The organism is Acinetobacter legionensis (genome assembly GCF_048552295.1).
Classification (GTDB): domain Bacteria; phylum Pseudomonadota; class Gammaproteobacteria; order Pseudomonadales; family Moraxellaceae; genus Acinetobacter.
The window spans coordinates 102,957-120,018 of the sequence record NZ_JBIMCW010000006.1 but is presented as its reverse complement, the minus strand read 5'-3'; the positions used below and the strand labels follow the sequence as shown (position 1 = coordinate 120,018).

Annotated in this window: 20 protein-coding genes; 16 read left to right on the top strand and 4 right to left on the bottom strand. The window is 39.5% G+C overall.

Features of this window, described 5'->3' with window-relative positions:
* The first annotated feature begins 2 nt into the window (after positions 1-2).
* The 11 genes from rpsE to ACG916_RS06800 all read left to right on the top strand — a co-directional run bounded on the left by rpsE (position 3) and on the right by ACG916_RS06800 (position 7,235).
* On the top strand, positions 3-500 hold the full coding sequence (gene rpsE / locus ACG916_RS06850) for a 30S ribosomal protein S5 (protein WP_004725715.1): 498 nt from the start codon (positions 3-5) through the stop codon (positions 498-500).
* A 6-nt stretch (positions 501-506) separates the two neighbouring features.
* Positions 507-683 (top strand): 50S ribosomal protein L30, encoded by a 177-nt coding sequence (rpmD, locus tag ACG916_RS06845; protein ID WP_004725717.1) that lies wholly within the window; start codon positions 507-509, stop codon positions 681-683.
* A 3-nt stretch (positions 684-686) separates the two neighbouring features.
* Positions 687-1,127, top strand: coding sequence for a 50S ribosomal protein L15 (rplO, locus tag ACG916_RS06840; protein ID WP_336953496.1), 441 nt, complete (start codon positions 687-689; stop codon positions 1,125-1,127).
* Positions 1,128-1,172: 45 nt separating this feature from the next.
* Positions 1,173-2,492: a preprotein translocase subunit SecY gene (gene secY, locus ACG916_RS06835; protein WP_171066869.1), complete on the top strand. Its 1,320-nt coding sequence runs from the start codon at positions 1,173-1,175 to the stop codon at positions 2,490-2,492.
* A 21-nt stretch (positions 2,493-2,513) separates the two neighbouring features.
* Positions 2,514-2,630: a 50S ribosomal protein L36 gene (gene rpmJ / locus ACG916_RS06830; protein WP_000867907.1), complete on the top strand. Its 117-nt coding sequence runs from the start codon at positions 2,514-2,516 to the stop codon at positions 2,628-2,630.
* A gap of 107 nt (positions 2,631-2,737) precedes the next feature.
* Complete coding sequence (gene rpsM, locus ACG916_RS06825; RefSeq protein ID WP_336953497.1) at positions 2,738-3,094, top strand: 30S ribosomal protein S13; 357 nt, start codon at positions 2,738-2,740, stop codon at positions 3,092-3,094.
* A 19-nt stretch (positions 3,095-3,113) separates the two neighbouring features.
* Positions 3,114-3,500: a 30S ribosomal protein S11 gene (gene rpsK / locus ACG916_RS06820; protein WP_004281491.1), complete on the top strand. Its 387-nt coding sequence runs from the start codon at positions 3,114-3,116 to the stop codon at positions 3,498-3,500.
* 12 nt (positions 3,501-3,512) lie between these two features.
* Positions 3,513-4,136 (top strand): 30S ribosomal protein S4, encoded by a 624-nt coding sequence (gene rpsD / locus ACG916_RS06815; protein WP_004725725.1) that lies wholly within the window; start codon positions 3,513-3,515, stop codon positions 4,134-4,136.
* Between the two features lie 17 nt (positions 4,137-4,153).
* Positions 4,154-5,161 carry a DNA-directed RNA polymerase subunit alpha gene (locus ACG916_RS06810; protein ID WP_336953498.1) on the top strand — a complete coding sequence of 336 codons (1,008 nt, stop codon included), beginning with the start codon at positions 4,154-4,156 and terminating at the stop codon, positions 5,159-5,161.
* Between the two features lie 18 nt (positions 5,162-5,179).
* Positions 5,180-5,545, top strand: a complete 366-nt coding sequence (rplQ, locus tag ACG916_RS06805; RefSeq protein ID WP_004281488.1) for a 50S ribosomal protein L17 — start codon at positions 5,180-5,182, stop codon at positions 5,543-5,545.
* 199 nt (positions 5,546-5,744) lie between these two features.
* A complete protein-coding gene (locus ACG916_RS06800) occupies positions 5,745-7,235 on the top strand; it encodes a flavin-containing monooxygenase (protein WP_419327702.1) in 1,491 nt (496 codons plus the stop codon).
* Between the two features lie 162 nt (positions 7,236-7,397).
* Here ACG916_RS06800 and ACG916_RS06795 read toward each other — a convergent pair whose 3' ends face one another.
* Entirely contained in the window at positions 7,398-8,570 is a 1,173-nt protein-coding gene (locus ACG916_RS06795) for an acyl-CoA dehydrogenase family protein (RefSeq protein ID WP_336953500.1), read from the bottom strand.
* Between the two features lie 180 nt (positions 8,571-8,750).
* Here ACG916_RS06795 and ACG916_RS06790 point away from each other — a divergent pair, with 180 nt between their 5' ends.
* The 4 genes from ACG916_RS06790 to ACG916_RS06775 all read left to right on the top strand — a co-directional run bounded on the left by ACG916_RS06790 (position 8,751) and on the right by ACG916_RS06775 (position 14,324).
* Positions 8,751-9,008 (top strand): FAD assembly factor SdhE, encoded by a 258-nt coding sequence (locus tag ACG916_RS06790; RefSeq protein WP_336953501.1) that lies wholly within the window; start codon positions 8,751-8,753, stop codon positions 9,006-9,008.
* Positions 9,009-9,983: 975 nt separating this feature from the next.
* Complete coding sequence (locus ACG916_RS06785) at positions 9,984-11,072, top strand: hypothetical protein (RefSeq protein ID WP_336953502.1); 1,089 nt, start codon at positions 9,984-9,986, stop codon at positions 11,070-11,072.
* Between the two features lie 66 nt (positions 11,073-11,138).
* Positions 11,139-11,711, top strand: a complete 573-nt coding sequence (gene rrtA / locus ACG916_RS06780) for a rhombosortase (RefSeq protein ID WP_336953503.1) — start codon at positions 11,139-11,141, stop codon at positions 11,709-11,711.
* A gap of 414 nt (positions 11,712-12,125) precedes the next feature.
* Positions 12,126-14,324 (top strand): TRAP transporter large permease subunit, encoded by a 2,199-nt coding sequence (locus ACG916_RS06775; RefSeq protein WP_151956994.1) that lies wholly within the window; start codon positions 12,126-12,128, stop codon positions 14,322-14,324.
* A 58-nt stretch (positions 14,325-14,382) separates the two neighbouring features.
* Here ACG916_RS06775 and ACG916_RS06770 read toward each other — a convergent pair whose 3' ends face one another.
* Positions 14,383-15,162 carry an AraC family transcriptional regulator gene (locus ACG916_RS06770; protein ID WP_419327701.1) on the bottom strand — a complete coding sequence of 260 codons (780 nt, stop codon included), beginning with the start codon at positions 15,160-15,162 and terminating at the stop codon, positions 14,383-14,385.
* 163 nt (positions 15,163-15,325) lie between these two features.
* On the opposite strand from ACG916_RS06770, the gene ACG916_RS06765 reads away from it, so the two are divergent.
* A complete protein-coding gene (locus ACG916_RS06765) occupies positions 15,326-16,246 on the top strand; it encodes a DMT family transporter (RefSeq protein WP_419330232.1) in 921 nt (306 codons plus the stop codon).
* 100 nt (positions 16,247-16,346) lie between these two features.
* Here the strand turns inward: ACG916_RS06765 and ACG916_RS06760 are convergent, their stop codons facing one another.
* Together ACG916_RS06760 and ACG916_RS06755 are read right to left on the bottom strand one after the other, a co-directional pair.
* Positions 16,347-16,790: a hypothetical protein gene (locus ACG916_RS06760; protein WP_336953506.1), complete on the bottom strand. Its 444-nt coding sequence runs from the start codon at positions 16,788-16,790 to the stop codon at positions 16,347-16,349.
* A gap of 15 nt (positions 16,791-16,805) precedes the next feature.
* Complete coding sequence (locus ACG916_RS06755; protein WP_419327730.1) at positions 16,806-17,015, bottom strand: YheV family putative zinc ribbon protein; 210 nt, start codon at positions 17,013-17,015, stop codon at positions 16,806-16,808.
* Positions 17,016-17,062 lie beyond the last annotated feature (47 nt).

Below are 17,062 nucleotides of genomic sequence, written 5' to 3'. Positions count from 1 at the left end.
TCATGGCTAAAGTTGAACAAAACGAAGGTCTTGTTGAAAAGCTGGTTGCCGTTGATCGTGTAGCCAAAGTTGTTAAGGGTGGTCGTATCTTCTCTTTCACAGCATTGACTGTTGTGGGTGATGGTAATGGTCGTGTAGGTTTTGGTCGCGGTAAAGCGCGTGAAGTTCCAGCTGCTATTTCTAAAGCACTTGAAGCTGCACGCCGTAACATGATCACTGTTGATCTTGTTGATGGTACTGTACAACATCCTATTCATGCTCGTCATGGCGCTAGCCGTGTTTACATGCAACCTGCATCAGAAGGTACTGGCGTAATCGCTGGTGGTTCTATGCGCGCAGTTTTAGAAGCTGCGGGTGTACGTAACGTATTGACGAAATGTTATGGTTCTACTAACGCGGCTAACGTTGTAAATGCAACTTTTAACGGTTTACGTGATATGACGTCTCCTGAGAAAGTTGCTGCTAAACGTGGTCTTTCAGTAGAACAAATTTTAGGGTAATCAATCATGAAAACGATTAAAGTTACCCAGACTAAATCTTCTTCGCATCGTTTGAAAAATCACAAACTTTGCCTACAAGGTTTAGGTCTGCGTCGTATTGGTCATACAGTAGAAGTAATAGATACACCTTCTAACCGTGGTATGATCAACAAAGTCTACTATATGGTTAGTGTAGAGGAATAAGCCATGACTCTGCGTTTAAATGAGCTTGCACCTGCTGAAGGTGCAAAACGTGACAACCGTCGTTTAGGCCGTGGTATCGGTTCTGGCGTTGGTAAGACTGGTGGCCGTGGTGTCAAAGGTCAAAAATCACGTAAAAGTGGTGGCGTTCGTCCAGGCTTTGAAGGTGGTCAAACTGCGTTATATCGTCGTTTACCTAAATTCGGTTTCACAAGCCAATTGGCTTTGAAAACTGCTGAAGTACGTTTGTCTGAACTTGCTAAAGTTGAAGGTGATATTGTTTCACTTGAAACTTTGAAAGCTGCGAATGTTGTACGTAAAGATATGTTGCGTGCTCGTGTTGTTCTTTCTGGTGAAATCACTCGTGCATTCACTGTTCAAGGTGTTGCATTGACTAAAGGCGCTAAAGCTGCTCTTGAAGCTGCTGGCGGTAAAGTCGAGGAGTAATCGCGAGTGACTATGTCTCCTAGTTCTTCAGGTCATGTCAACATGATGAAAGGTCAACCATTTCACGTGAAATATCGTGAAATTATTCGCCGATTAATGTTCTTGATTGGTGCATTGGTAGTCTTTCGACTAGGAGCGCATATTCCGCTGCCGGGTATTGATAATGTTGCTCTAGAACGTTTTTTCAAAGCTAATGAAGGTACTTTTTTAGGTTTGTTTAATATGTTCTCGGGTGGAGCATTAGAACGAATGTCCATTCTTGCGTTAGGGATCATGCCGTATATTTCTGCATCAATTATTGTGCAGTTGATGTCGACAGTGGTTCCTTCGTTAGAAGCATTGAAGAAAGAAGGCGAGCAAGGTAAGCGTAAGATTAATCAATATACGCGTTATGGCACCCTATTACTTGCATTAGTCCAAGGTATTGGAATGTGTGCTGGTCTAATCAGTCAAGGTATTACTTTGACTTCAGGATTAGCTTTTTACATTCCTGCGCTAACATCGTTAGTTGCAGGTACCATGTTCTTAATGTGGTTAGGCGAGCAAATTACTGAACGTGGTGTTGGTAATGGTATCTCAATGATTATCTTTGCAGGTATTGTTGCTGGTTTACCAAATTTAGTGATTCAGGCATTTACTTCGGTAGATAATGGTCAATCAAGTTTAATTGGTTTGGCTATCTTTGGATTGCTATCAGTTGCTGTTTTAGCAGCAATTGTGTTTATTGAAAAAGCTCAACGTCGTATACCTGTGAACTATGCTCAAAAACAGCAAGGTCGTCGTGTATTCACTGCACAGCAAACGCATTTGCCATTGAAAATCAACATGGCAGGGGTTATTCCAGCAATTTTCGCTAGTTCGTTATTGTTGTTCCCTGCAAGTTTAGGTCAATGGTTAGGCAGTGCTGATCCAAATGCAGGAATTGTAAAACGTAGCCTACAAGATTTGGCATTGGTATTATCGCCTGGACAACCGTTATATTTAGTGCTCTTCGGTGCGTTAATTATCTTTTTCTGTTATTTCTATACGGCGCTAGTTTTTAGCCCGAAAGAAGTATCAGAGAACTTGAAACGCAGTGGAGCTTATGTACCTGGTATTCGCCCAGGTGAGCAAACTGCTCGTTACTTAGATCATATTCTTAATCGTTTGACGTTTATTGGTGCAATCTACATTACCGTCATCTGTTTAATGCCGATGATTTTACAGAGTTCTTTTGGTATTCCATTCCATTTGGGTGGTACATCATTACTCATCGTAGTTGTAGTTGTTATGGACTTTATGGCTCAGCTTCAAGCCCACTTAACATCACATCAATATGACGATCAATCGTTAATGAGAAAAACGACTGCTCATCCTAAGGGATAAGCGCACTTAGAAGGTTTCATCATGAAAGTACAAGCTTCTGTAAAGAAAATTTGTGGTAGCTGTAAAGTTATCCGTCGTAATGGGGTTATTCGCGTAATTTGCAGCGCAGAACCTCGTCATAAGCAGCGTCAAGGTTAATTTAATTAAGACCTGTTGATTTCAGTAGGCTAATTAGGTTATTATCCGCCCCTCAAGATTTTTGTGGGGCGGTTGATTATCTCTACTGCCTTTTTGGAGAAATTTGAATGGCTCGTATTGCCGGTGTAAACATTCCGGATAACAAGCATGCTGTTATCTCTCTTACGTATATTTTTGGTATTGGTCGCCACACAGCTAAGAACATTTTAGCTGCTGCAGGTATTACGACTACTACGAAAATTCGTGAATTAGATGATGCTCAGCTTGATGCGATTCGTGCAGAAATTGCTAAGGTTCCGACCGAAGGTGATTTACGTCGCGAAATTTCCATGAACATTAAACGTTTAATGGATTTAGGCTGCTACCGCGGTCTTCGTCATCGTCGCAGCTTGCCTGTTCGCGGACAACGCACCAAAACTAACGCACGTACCCGTAAAGGTCCGCGCAAACCTATTAAGAAATAAGATTTCTGGAAGCTAAAAGATGGCTAAAGATACTCGCGCACGCAAGAAGGTCACTCGTACCGTCTCTGAAGGTGTTGCACACATTCACGCTTCTTTTAATAACACCATTGTTACGATTACTGATCGTCAAGGTAATGCATTGGCTTGGGCTACTTCAGGTGGACAAGGCTTCCGTGGATCACGTAAATCAACTCCGTTTGCTGCTCAGGTAGCTGCTGAAGTTGCTGGTAAAGCTGCTTTAGATTACGGTTTGAAAAACTTGGACGTCCTTGTTAAAGGTCCTGGTCCAGGTCGTGAATCTGCGGTTCGTGCATTAGGTGCAGTGGGTTATAAAATTAACAGCATTACCGACGTGACACCGATCCCGCACAACGGTTGCCGTCCACCTAAAAAACGTCGCGTGTAAGGAGAAACATTCATGGCTCGTTATATTGGTCCAAAATGCAAACTCTCTCGCCGCGAAGGGACAGACCTGCAATTAAAATCTGGCGTTAAACCATTTGACGTCAAAACAAAAAAATCTGCTAAAGCTCCTGGTCAACATGGCCAAAGCCGTGCTAAACAATCAGAGTATTCACTACAATTACGTGAAAAACAAAAAGTACGTCGTATGTACGGTGTTTTAGAGCGTCAATTTAGTAATTACTACAAAGAAGCTGCTCGTGTTAAAGGCGCAACAGGTGAAAACTTGTTGAAATTGCTTGAAAGCCGCCTCGATAACGTTGTTTATCGCATGGGTTTTGGTTCTACACGTGCAGAAGCTCGTCAGCTAGTATCTCATCGTTCAATCACTTTAAATGGTCGTCGTGTTAACATCGCGTCTATCCAAGTTAAAGCGGGCGACGTGATTGCAGTTCACGAAAGCGCTAAACAACAATTACGTATCAAAAACGCGATTGAATTAGCTGCTCAACGTGGCACAGCTGCTTGGATTGAAGTAGATCATTCAAAACTTGAAGGTACATTTAAAGCTGCACCAGATCGTTCTGATTTACCTGCTGAAATCAACGAAAGCTTGATTGTAGAATTGTATTCTAAATAATCCTTGAGGTAGCAATAATGACGCGTACTGCAAACGAGTTTCTAACCCCGCAAGCGATCAAAGTCGAAGCGGCAAGCGGGACCTCGGCAAAAGTGATTCTTGAACCATTAGAGCGTGGCTTTGGTCATACTCTTGGTAATGCTTTACGTCGCATCCTATTATCTTCTTTGCCTGGCGCAGCCGTGGTTGAAGTAGAGATAGAGGGTGTCGAGCACGAGTACAGTACTTTAGAAGGCTTGCAGCAGGACATCGTCGAGCTCTTGCTGAACCTAAAAGGATTGTCTATTAAGCTGTTCGATCAAAACGAAGCATATTTGACATTGGAAAAACAAGGTCCTGGCGATATTACTGCTGCTGACCTTCGTTTACCACATAATGTTGAAGTGGTTAACCCTGAACATTTGATTGGTACTTTAAGTGCTTCAGGCTCATTAAAAATGCGCTTGAAAGTTTCTCAAGGTCGTGGTTATGAAACTTCTGACTCACGTTTCCCTGAAGGCGAAACGCGTCCTGTAGGTCGTCTACAGTTAGATGCTTCTTATAGCCCGATTAAACGTGTTTCTTACACAGTTGAAAATGCTCGTGTAGAACAACGTACTGACCTTGATAAGCTCGTCATTGATCTTGAAACGAATGGAACTGTAGATCCTGAAGAAGCTATCCGTAAAGCGGCAACAATCTTGCAACAACAAATTGCAATTTTTGTTGATCTTCAGAAAGATCAAGCTCCAGTTGCTCAAGAGCCACGTGAAGAAGTTGATCCAATCTTGCTTCGTCCAGTTGATGATCTAGAGCTTACTGTTCGTTCTGCTAACTGTTTGAAAGCAGAAAATATTTACTACATTGGTGATCTAGTACAGCGTACTGAGGTTGAGTTACTTAAAACTCCTAACCTTGGTAAAAAATCGCTTACTGAGATCAAAGATGTTCTGGCTTCTAAGGGCTTACAGCTCGGCATGCGTTTAGAGAACTGGCCACCAGCTAGTCTCCGTATGGACGATCGTTTCGCCTATCGTAGCCGTTAATTAAGTAGGACTATCACCATGCGTCATCGTAATAGTGGTGTGAAATTAGGCCGTACCAGCAGCCATCGTAAAGCGATGTTCCAAAACATGGCTAATTCTTTGTTTGAGCATGAGTTAATTAAAACAACTGTGCCTAAAGCAAAAGAGTTACGTCGTGTAGCTGAGCCTTTAATCACTTTAGCTAAAAACGATACTGTAGCAAACCGTCGTTTGGCGTTTGCTCGTACTCGTTCAGCAGCAACAGTTGGTAAATTATTTACCGTTCTTGGCCCTCGTTACAAAGAACGTAACGGCGGTTATCTACGTGTTCTTAAAGCTGGTTTCCGTGCAGGTGATGCTGCACCGATGGCTTATGTAGAACTTGTGGATCGTGAAGTAAACTAATTACTCACGTCACAGAACAATCGGTTGTTCGAAAAAGGTCGGTGTTTCACCGGCCTTTTTTTGTGCCTTTTTGTTGGACAATTTATGGTTTTGTCCCAAATTGACTTAAATTTCGTCAGAAAAATGCAAACTTGACATTGCGTATTGTCAGATTTGTGCTTTAATAAAAAAGTACTCTTAAAAAGGTTATAAAAACAACATGGAAAAGCAAGTTGATATTCTTATCGTTGGCGCAGGTATCTCTGGTATTGGTGTAGCTGCACATCTTTCAAAACACTCACCACAACGTTCATTTGAAATTATTGAGCGTCGCGAGAGCTTTGGTGGTACTTGGGATCTATTTAAATATCCGGGTATTCGTTCCGATTCAGATATGTCTACTTTTGGGTTTAATTTTAAACCATGGCAAAAAGCCAATGTATTAGCAGATGGTGCTTCAATCAAAGGCTACGTTGCTGAAGTTGTCGACGAATTTAAATTAAAAAATAAAATTCATTTTAATCAGCGTGTACGTACTGCAAATTATGATTCTTCAATTAAAAAATGGGTTGTACAAATTGAAGATGAAAATAAAAAACTCAATACGTGGGTTGCAAATTTTGTCATTGGATGTACTGGTTATTATAATTATGATCAAGGTTATCAGCCTGACTACCCTGGTAAAAATGATTTTAAAGGCGAATTTATTAATCCACAATTTTGGCCTGAAAACTTAGATTATTCGGGTAAAAAAGTGGTGATTATTGGTAGTGGTGCAACAGCTATTACCTTGGTTCCTGCTATGTCAAAAGGTGGGGCAGGGCATGTGACCATGTTGCAACGTTCACCAACATATATTGCTTCAATTCCATCTATTGATTTTGTTTATGACAAAATGCGTAAGGTTTTACCTGAAGATGTGGCATATAAGTTAACCCGCGCACGTAATATTGGCATGCAACGCGGGATTTATGCGCTTGCACAAAAACAACCGAAGTTACTACGTAAGTTCTTACTCAAATCGATTGAAATGCAATTAAAAGGTAAAGTGGATATGAAACACTTTACCCCAACATATAATCCGTGGGATCAGCGTTTATGTGTTGTGCCAGATGGTGACTTATTTAAAATTTTACGTTCTGGTAAAGCCAGTGTTGAAACAGATCAAATTGAGAAAATTACTGCCACGGGTATTCAATTAAAATCTGGTAAACATTTAGATGCGGATATCATCGTTTCAGCAACAGGGTTAGAAATCCAAATCTTGGGTGGTATCAAAGCTACAATTGATAATAAGCCAATGAATACTTCACAGCATATGTTGTATCAAGGTGTGATGGTTAGCGATGTGCCAAATATGGCAATGATCATTGGTTATATCAACGCATCATGGACATTAAAAGTTGATATCACAGGTGAGTATATTTGCCGTCTTGTAAACTATATGGACAAGAAAGGCTATGATGAAGTTATTCCTCAAGGTGATGCAACTGAATTGATGGAAGATACGGTGATGGGCAGTTTAAGCTCAGGTTATATTGCCCGTGCGGCAGATGTGATGCCTAAACAAGGTAAGCATGCACCTTGGAAAGTGTCGAATAACTATTTAGCAGATCGCAAAGAACTCAAAAATGCTAAGTTTGAAGATGGAGTTTTAAAATTTCATAAGCGTGAAGCACAACTTGAAAAAAAGCCTAAACTGGTTTCTTAATCAAGCCTAGAAATCACTAAACTAAGCAATAGCAAAATAAAGAAACTATGAAATAAATAAGGAGCGAAAGCTCCTTATTTTATTGCGACATGAAAATTGATTTAAAAGAATGGTTAGTGATAGAAAAAGGAGCCAAAGCTCCTTTAACCGTGTTCAAATAAATTATAAAGAACGGGAAATCAGTTCTTTCATAATCTCGTTTGTACCTGCATAAATACGATTTGCCCGATTATCAATATAAGCGCGCGCAATTGGATATTCCAGCATATAACCATACCCGCCATGTAATTGGAGGCATTCATCAACGACATTGGAGAATACTTCTGAAATTTTGTATTTTGCGGCAGCTGCGGCATCAACACCTAAAGTGCCTTCAAGTTGTAATTCCATACAACGATCGAGATAAGCACGACAGAAATCAATTTCTGTGCGCATTTCAGCAAGCTTAAAGCGTGTATTTTGAAAAGCACTGATTGGTTTACCAAACGCTTTACGGTCTTTGGTATATTGAACCGTATGTGCTAGCGCTGCTTCTGCGCCTGCTTGGCAGATAATCGCAACCAGCATACGTTCCCACGCCAACTCTTTCATCAGCATGATAAACCCCATGCCTTCCATTCCTAATAAATTTTCTTTTGGTACACGAACATCTTCAAAGAACAATTCGCAAGTATCTTGTCCTTTCATACCAATTTTATTGAGTGGTTTTCCTTTGCTAAAGCCAGCACGGTCAGCTTCAACGATAATCAAAGATAGGTTGGCAGAACCTTTCTCTGAACTGCCTGTTTTACATACGACAATTGCCATATCGCACAGATAACCATTGGTAATAAAAATTTTAGAACCATTGATTACATATTCATCCCCGTCTAAAACAGCAGTAGTGCGAACGCCTTGTAGGTCTGAGCCTGTTCCTGGTTCTGTCATCGCGATGGCTGTGACTGTTTCTCCAGAAGCCATTTTAGGAATCCAATGTTTTTTCTGTTCTTCATTACCAAAGTTGTTGATGTAGTTGGCAACAATATCCGAGTGCAAAGAAAAACCTGTAGAAGAATCCATTGCATAAGCTTGCTCTTCAATCAGAATCATACTGTAGAGGCGATCTACCCCATAACCACCATATTCTTCAGGCATGGTTGCACAGAGCAGACCCATTTCACCTGCTTTGTTCCATAAATCTCGATCTACATGTTGTTGTTCTTCATATTTAGCAATATTTGGGACAACTTCTTTTTCATAAAATTTACGTACTGTTTCACGAAAAGCTTCGTGATCGGAATCAAACAATTTACGAGGCAACATATTGGTTAAAGGTCGGATAGCACCTGATTGCATTTTTATAATATCCATATGAGTTTTAGTGAGTTGAAATTATGTGAATTGCTTATTTGTCGCAATGAGATGAATGCTCAAAACTCACTTTTAAATGATGAATTTGGTCATTTAAAAGAATTTAGCGAGAAATTGATCGGGAATCAGGTAAACTAAGTCAGAATTAACCATTGGGGGAAAATGATGTCAGAAGAACTTACTTTAGAAGAACGTAAAGTGATTTATCGTGCTCGTCGCGGTTTAAAAGAAATTGATGTATATTTTGACCCATATGTAAAACAATATTACTTAGAAGCAAGTGCGCAAGAAAAAGCCTTGTTTAAAGAGTTAGTTGATCAGGAAGACCCAGATTTATTGGATTGGTTTATGGAAGTTTCAGAACCGCCTCGACCTGAACTTAGAGGTTTGATTAATAAACTTAAAGATTATGTCCACGGATGAGGTAAAAACTCACCAACGATATCAATTCAAACCCAGTCGTATTGCACTGGGTTTTCAGCTTTTGTGTTTAACAGTTATTTTTATTGTGCTGTGCTCCATTATAACTGTATGGACAAGTGTATTATTGCTGTTGCTGGCATGCTTTAGTCTAAAAATATTTAGAATGCGTCCAGAAGTCCGAAGTTTGGAACATTTTGATTTAGAGCATTGGAGCTTACAATATGAGGATTCCAATCAAATTCATCATATACAAATTCAGAAAATGATTGATCATCAATTTTATATTGCGGTGTATTTTTGTGAGGAAAGCAATAAAAGTCTAATTATTTGGCAAGATCAACTAAGCACAATACAGTGGAAATCTTTGAAATCTCGGGTCACGCTAAGTTAATTGTCTGACAAATATAAAAAATATAATTTTAATTTAATTTAAATAAAACAGTAGTTTATTTGTATTTTTTCTTATTGAATATTCATTGTTAGACCAAATATATAGAAAATAGCGCAATTATGAGATTGTCCGACAATTCTATCTGTGAAAATCTGATTTTGCATGTAAATTAAAATCACCAACAGCGAGGAGGAATTTCCAAATGGGTGAAATTCATACGTTTTGGTTCTTAGTGGTTGCAATTGTTTTTGCAATTATATTTGGAAGACTAGGAACTATGCTGAGGGAACAGATCGAGAAAGCTAACGCTAACAGTGTTAACGGTAGCAAATTTAAAAGACTTAAAACGAATAAACTCTCTTAAAGAGTTTACCTTTTAACAAGTAGCATGTGCTGAACCGTCGCAATGCTACTTTTTTTTGCTTAAAATTTGTATAAAAACTAGATCAGGTCAATTGAATACTTTCTATATTGTGGCAAATTCTTCAGATGAAATTAGAGCTATTACTCTGTTATTCAGAGATTGCATCTGATATTGTTATTTTAAAAGGGATATAAACACAATTATATAGAGGACAGGAAGTATGTCTAAGGTCCACAAGCTTGGTCAATTGATGCTGACCGCTGTCGTTGCCTCATCTGTGTTATCAGGTTGTTCATATGTTGTAAAATCAGGTGCCAATGTTGCGCTTGGATTTAGTGAGAAACATATCGTCCCACCCATTTTGGCAGGTAATGATACAGATATGGCGTGCAACTCAGGCAACGCCTTAACACCAGCAATTATGGCAACAAAAGATATGGGGGCTGACCCAACCCGTATGGCAGTATTATTATATTCAGCTGCGGGAATGTGTGCAGAAAATCGTGCTTTGGATGCAGAACTCAGATATTTACGGGCTTCAAAAGACGGTAAAGTGACTGAAGCTCAAGATGCTCGTATAGAACAAAAACGTTGGGCAGCTCTTGCCGCAGAACGTCAATACACGGGCTATCAACTATTTGCAGAACGTTGGCAGGCAAAATATAAATATACTTTAGGTGATTCTTGTCCAACCATGCGTAAGGACTTGGATCAAACCATCTATTTAATCGGTATGCTCAGTGGTTTGCAATCGATGACCAATGACATTAACTCTGGTGGTGCAGTCAATGTACCGAAAGATATTGCTGCGATTGTTGAACGTGGTATGACATGTTTAGACAATAACAAATTCTGGGGTGCCCCAATGGCGACCCGTGCAGTGATTTGGATATTGTTACCAGGTGCAGGAGATGGTAAGCCTGATCCAACACAGACCTTACAACAATCAATGCAAATCGCAGAACAGAAAGGTGTTCGTTTAGCATTTGCAATGAATGCTGTTGCAGCACAAGCTAGTGGTGATGATGCTAAATTAAGAGCGGCGTTAAAAGCTTATGCCGCATCGCGAGCAGATGATAAGCCAGTAAACCCTGAATTTAGATTGTTAGATGGTATGGCGGGTCAAATGGTTCAAGGCATTGCAGATCGTTATTGGACTGAACATACCGGTGTTCGTGCAGCAGATGATGGAATGACCACATTCTGGGATGAACAAGCATCTACGGGTGATGATGAATTATTTAATGATTTACCTGCACCGACTGAAGAGCCAAGTGCTTCAGCTGACGAACCTGCAGCAAATCCATAGTATTCAATTGCATGAATTGGTTAGAATTGAGGAAGAGCGACAGCTCTTCTTTTTTTATGGTGTAGCATGGAACAACACAAGTTAGATAAAAATATATTGTTTATTGCAACCAGTATCATTTTCTTTGCAATTCTTCAGCTTTTTCAAACTCATTTCATTTATCAGCACGATGTTTTTTTAAGCCAGCCTTGGCGCTGGTGGACAGGGCATTGGGTTCATGTGGGATGGATTCATTATGTTTTAAATGTTTTGGCTTTGGCTTGTTTACCCTTTTTATTTCCAAACATTAAAAAGAAAGTTTTTATTGCTTTATTGCTTATTTTACCGCCTTTACTCAGTCTCTGTTTTTATCTGATTTATCCTCATATTTTTGCTTATGCAGGTTTGTCTGGCATTCTTCATGGTCTGTTTGTATTTTGTGCAATCGTCAGTTTAAAAGAAAAGCCAGAACGAAATTTTGCCTTCATCGTATTGTTATGCATCTTAGGCAAAATCGCATGGGAACATTTTTTTGGTGCACTACAAACTGAACAATTGATTGGTCATCCTGTTTTAATACAAGCGCATTTGCTTGGGGTGATTTTTGGAAGTATTTGTGCCATCTTGAGCTTAATTTTTCGACTTAATGTTATGAAATAGAAAATGAATCAAGAATATTATTTGCATGAAGTATTATTTTATAAAATTTTATTATTTTGATGAGGTTAAGCACATAGAAGCGTAAATATATTTAAAAAAAATTTGAATGAATGCTTTGTAATGAATGAATGCTGATTCTCATTTGTGGTTAATTATGTGAATGTTACATCAATTTTAGTTGTAAAAAATATAAGTACTTAGTTGTTTTTTCACATTTAATGATAAGACTATAGATGAGTTGACAAAAAGCTCGCCAAAAAAATTAATCTTTGTCATGTCTTTCTTAGGAAAATTAGGGCAAATTTGAGTGGTGATGATAGGAATGGGTATTGGTAAAGGATTTTACCTCTCACCTAATAATAAAAGATAAGCTGTGCAAGCGATTGTACACTGGTTATAAAAACTGGAATAACAATGCAAGAACCTGTAAATAATAGATCGGGATTAGGTCTACTCAGTTATCTCTGGAATGAGTGGTTCTCAACCTTTTCCATCCTTATTCTGCTTCTCCTGACCTTGATCATTGGGACAGGGGATATGATTCATGGGCAAATGCTTCGTTTAGGTGAACGCCTATATGGAGACGAAAAAATAGGAATGCAATATTCCTTTTTACGTGCTGAGCCCAACAAACCTTCATGTGACCGCAATGTAGATATCGATAAGCTTGTCAAAGAAAAAATGCAACAGGAAGCCAGTGATCCTGATGCGGCATTTTTTGGTTTAACGCCAGAAGCAGATGTTCGCGCTTCATTCGTTTCAGCTCAAACGGATTGTGAACAGAAATATGCGTTCTATGATAAATCGATCAAACATATGGAAGATCATCCATCCCTTCGTTCATATCGTTCGATGGAAACGGGTTTCTTCTGGATATTAAAATGGGGCTCTGAACATCGTGTACTCATTCTGATTTTGATGGTGGTGATTGCTGCAATTACAGCATCATTGAAGATGCATCATATTGGGCTACGTCCAGCGCGTACTAAGCTTGATTTTAAAGTTTATAATATTGCGATGGTACTGGGGAATGCCTTACTGAGCTTCTCGGTCATTAGCCAATATCGTTCAGTACTCAATTCTGGTGTTGAATCTACCCTTGAAACGATTGGGGTCTATTGGTTATGGATGATCCTGTTCGTTGTCTTGACAGTCATCAGCCTGTTTAAATTATTCCGTACCCCAGAAAATGCTGAAGAAGGCGGTAAATTTGGCCTTGCGCTGCTGAGCATACCTTTATATGCCTTTATGGCAATTGTGACAGGTATTGCATTTACTTTCTTTATGGACTACCCAATGGGGCAAGGTATTTACCTTGGTTTGTTGACTGAATTTTCAAATATCTTCCTTAATTTAGCACTGTTTATTTGGGCGGGTATGTTATTGACCCAAACACGTGTGATGGATCTTTTCTTGGCGATTCTTCGTCCTTGGAACTTAGCGCCTGAAACATTGACGTGGATCATTTTGATCGGTGCTGCAATTCCAACAGCATATACAGGCGCTTCGGGAATCTTCGTTGTTGCTGCTGGTGCAATTATCTACAAAGAAGTGTGGAATTCAGGTGCTCGTCGTCAATATGCACTTGCTGTTTCGGCAATGTCAGGTTCACTGGGTGTTGTATTACGTCCGTGTCTATTGGTGATCTTAATTTCCATGTTGGATAGCCGTCATGTAACTTCAGACGAGCTATTTGATCATGGTATTTATGTATTCTGGTTAACCGCATTTATTTTCTTAGGGGTGTCGTTATTCCTTGCTGAGAATAAGTTCCGTATTAACTCACCGAAAACTGCTGTCCCTGGTATGTTGCGTGCTTTCGTTCCTGTGCTTCCATATATCTTGATTGTTGCTGTCGTAATTGGCTTCTATCAGTTTGGTCTGGACACGAAAATGGATGAATTTACCGCCCCTGTAATTCTTCCAATCATGTTATTGGCATTTATTTTATTTGATAAGTTATTTGGTAATAAATTACCGATACCAGAAAACCCAAATAAAGCACTTGCTCTAGAGCATGAAAAAAATTCTGAATACTTACGTGAGCATGGTGATACCGCTGAAACGAAACGTGGCTTCCGTAGCGCAATTCGTTTTGCAACATCTGAAAGTGTTGGTCATATTGGTGCGTTAATTATTCTAATGGCATTGTCTGCAAGTGTTGGTGGTCTGATTGAACGCAGTGAGATCGTGACCATGGTGCCAACGCATTTGGGTAGTATCTTGGTGACACTTGGCTTTATGGCATTGTTACTTGCATTAATTGGTATGACAACAGATCCATTTGGTGCGGTGATTCTTGTTGCTGCGACGATTGCGCCAGTTGCATTTGAAAATGGTATCCATCCGATTCACTTCTGGATGATTGTACTGGTTGCATTTGAGTTTGGTTATGTTACGCCACCAGTTGCGCTCAACCATTTACTGACCAGGCTCTCGGTCGGTGATGCAGAAGTTGCCGCCGCCGATGCTGAGGCAAAAGCCAAATATACAAGCTTCTACTATCGTTATGAGCGTTGGATCTTGCCAATCGTGGTGCTGTTCTCCGCATTGGTGATTGTGACCTATGCGCCGTACATGTTTAACTTGTTTGACTGGTATGCCAGTAAATAATTGAATGTCTAAAAAGCGCCTTCGGGCGCTTTTTTTCTGTCTGTGGCTTTGAATAGATTTAGTGATCTTTAAATTGAAACTGCTGAATGTACTCACTCGGCGTTAAACTGGTTTCACGTTTAAACATGGCACTAAATGCACTGGCACTGTCATAGCCCAAATCAAGTGCAACATTGAAAATAGATTTATTCATTGCCAAATCAGTCATGGCCTGCATTAGCCTTGCCTGCCGTACCCAATGACTAAAATGCATATTGGTTTCTTTCTGAAAATGCCGAGTGAGGGTTTTCGAACTAACATGTAAAAATTGGGCGGCATGTTCGAGTGTCCATGTATGGCTGAGATCAAGTTTGATTTCAGCACAAAGCTTTTGCAATTTAATATTTTGTGGCTCAGGTAAGCTAAATGGTAGAACAGGAAGAAGTTCCATCTCATCTAAAATCAATTCAAGCAATCGTGCTTCACGGCTTTGTGGGTGAATCGTCGATTGTATCTGCATTGCTGAGCGGATAAGTTCTTTTAAAAGGGGAGAGATCGTGACGACACGGCACTCATTGACTAATTTTGAACGTGCGTCTGGCTCAATAAATACACCATAAGCTTGTACATCACCACTGATCAGAAGAGCATGGGCCTTATATGCTGGAATCCATACACCGCGTCCCGGTGGCGTGACCCATGTTCCTTCTGCCGTTTGAATACGGAGAACACCAGAAAGCGTATGAATCAGTTGGATACGTTCATGGCTATGCCAATCTTCGATATGTCCATGGGAATAATTTTCAGTAAAAGCATAAATTGGATAATCTAAAAATCCATGATCATAATTATTTCCCATGATTTAGTCCTCAATCAATATGGCACTGCCAATCACACCTTCGTGGAATTGCTTAGTTCTCAATCATAATGTCCTTTATGCGATAGTTATTGTCATTTTATCGTACAAGTTCAAAATGATTATTTTTTAACATGGTTGAATCTTTCTGTATAGGCAGAGCAGCATGTTTCAAAAAGCTTATTTCTACCCATTGTTCGCCATTTTATTTTGGGCTGGAAATGTAATTGTATCTAAAATGGCAAGCCATGCAATTTCACCTATAGCGATTACATTTTATCGTTTGGTTTTTGCGCTTGCGGTGATGACTACTTTTGTATTGATTCCCAGTTGGAAAAATCGCCATATTATTCGCCAGTATTGGAAACATTTGGCTTTAGGTGGATTTCTTTCTGTATCCTTATTCCAATTTTTGTCTTATCAAGCAGCGACAACCACGACAGCAACCAATATGGCGATTGTGACGGCATTGATTCCATTATTGACGATTATTTTAAGTACATGGATTTTAAAAGATCAGATTAGCTACGGCTTAGTAATCGGAGGCTTCTTATCATTCTATGGCATTTTGTATTTATTGAGTCATGGGCATATTGCCCAAGTTTTTAGCCAAGGTATGCATCTTGGAGATGGCTTGATGTTGCTTGCCGCAATCGGCTACGCTTTATATGGTGTGCTGTTAAAACGTTGGAAAATGCCGATCCCAGCATGGCAATCGAATTTTGTCATGTCGACCTTTGCCATCTTATATGTTTTGCCGTTTTTTATCTTTTTACCCGCATCACAAATGCAACTGAATCAACAGACCGTTCCTTTGATTTTGTATGCCAGTATTTTCTCATCGATTTTATTGTCTTATTTATGGATTGAAGGTGTAAGACATTTGGGACCCAATAAAAATAGTATTTTTATGAATTTATTGCCAGTGTTTACAGCTTTAATTGCCGTAGTGCTATTGGGTGAACATTTACAAGTTTTTCATTTGGTTGGTGGTGGTTTAACACTCTGTGGAATTTTATTGGCGCAAATTATCCAAAAGCCAATCCAATGGAAAAAATCAATACAGCAATCATTGGACTCACTTTAAAATATTGGAGGATCTATAGTTGAAATTGAAAAACCCTTAACTTATAAATAGGTTAAGGCTTTTCTGGTATCAGATCGTCATTTTTGCGTATGGGCAAAAATTATTGATTTTGTGCAGCTATTTGTTGTTGAAGTAGCTTGATTTGCTCTTCCTTAAGTTTAATCAATTGATCTGCATCGGCATGTTGAGACTTGAGGTTTTGTTGCTGATCATCGAGTTGTTTTTGGATATCTTCTAGTTTAGCCACTTCTTCTTTAGCTAAACTGGTATTTTCAGGGATTTTATCTTTTAAAATGGATTCTTTGACCAATTCTACATTGGCAGTCTCTGAAGCAGCACTTTGTTCAACAGGCGTTGCCACAGGCGGAGCCGTTGCTTCCACTTTCTTCGTAGTAGGTGTTGGTTGATTCAATTGCTCATTGATTTGGGTGCTTTCAGAGGTGTTATTTAACCAGAAAAAAATAGCAATTAAAACGATAACTGCCCCCAAACCACCAGCAATAATCCACATTAATTTTGAATTGTTTCTTTGTTCTATATGCATTTTATTCGGTCCGATCTATTTTGAAGAGCGAGGCTTGAATTGAATGACCCCAATTTCATCAGGTATAGCAGGTTCTTCAGGCGCATCTACATGAGTAGGGCGATTTTCAGAATATCCACACTCGATGCATTCAATCCATTCCGCATCGTCTTGGGTGAGCATAACAATACGATCCATCGCTTCACATTTTGGACATTTTGCACCAGCAATGAAACGACGTCTAATATTCATACACCCACCACACTTTAAACAATTTTGGCCGTTAGTTTAAG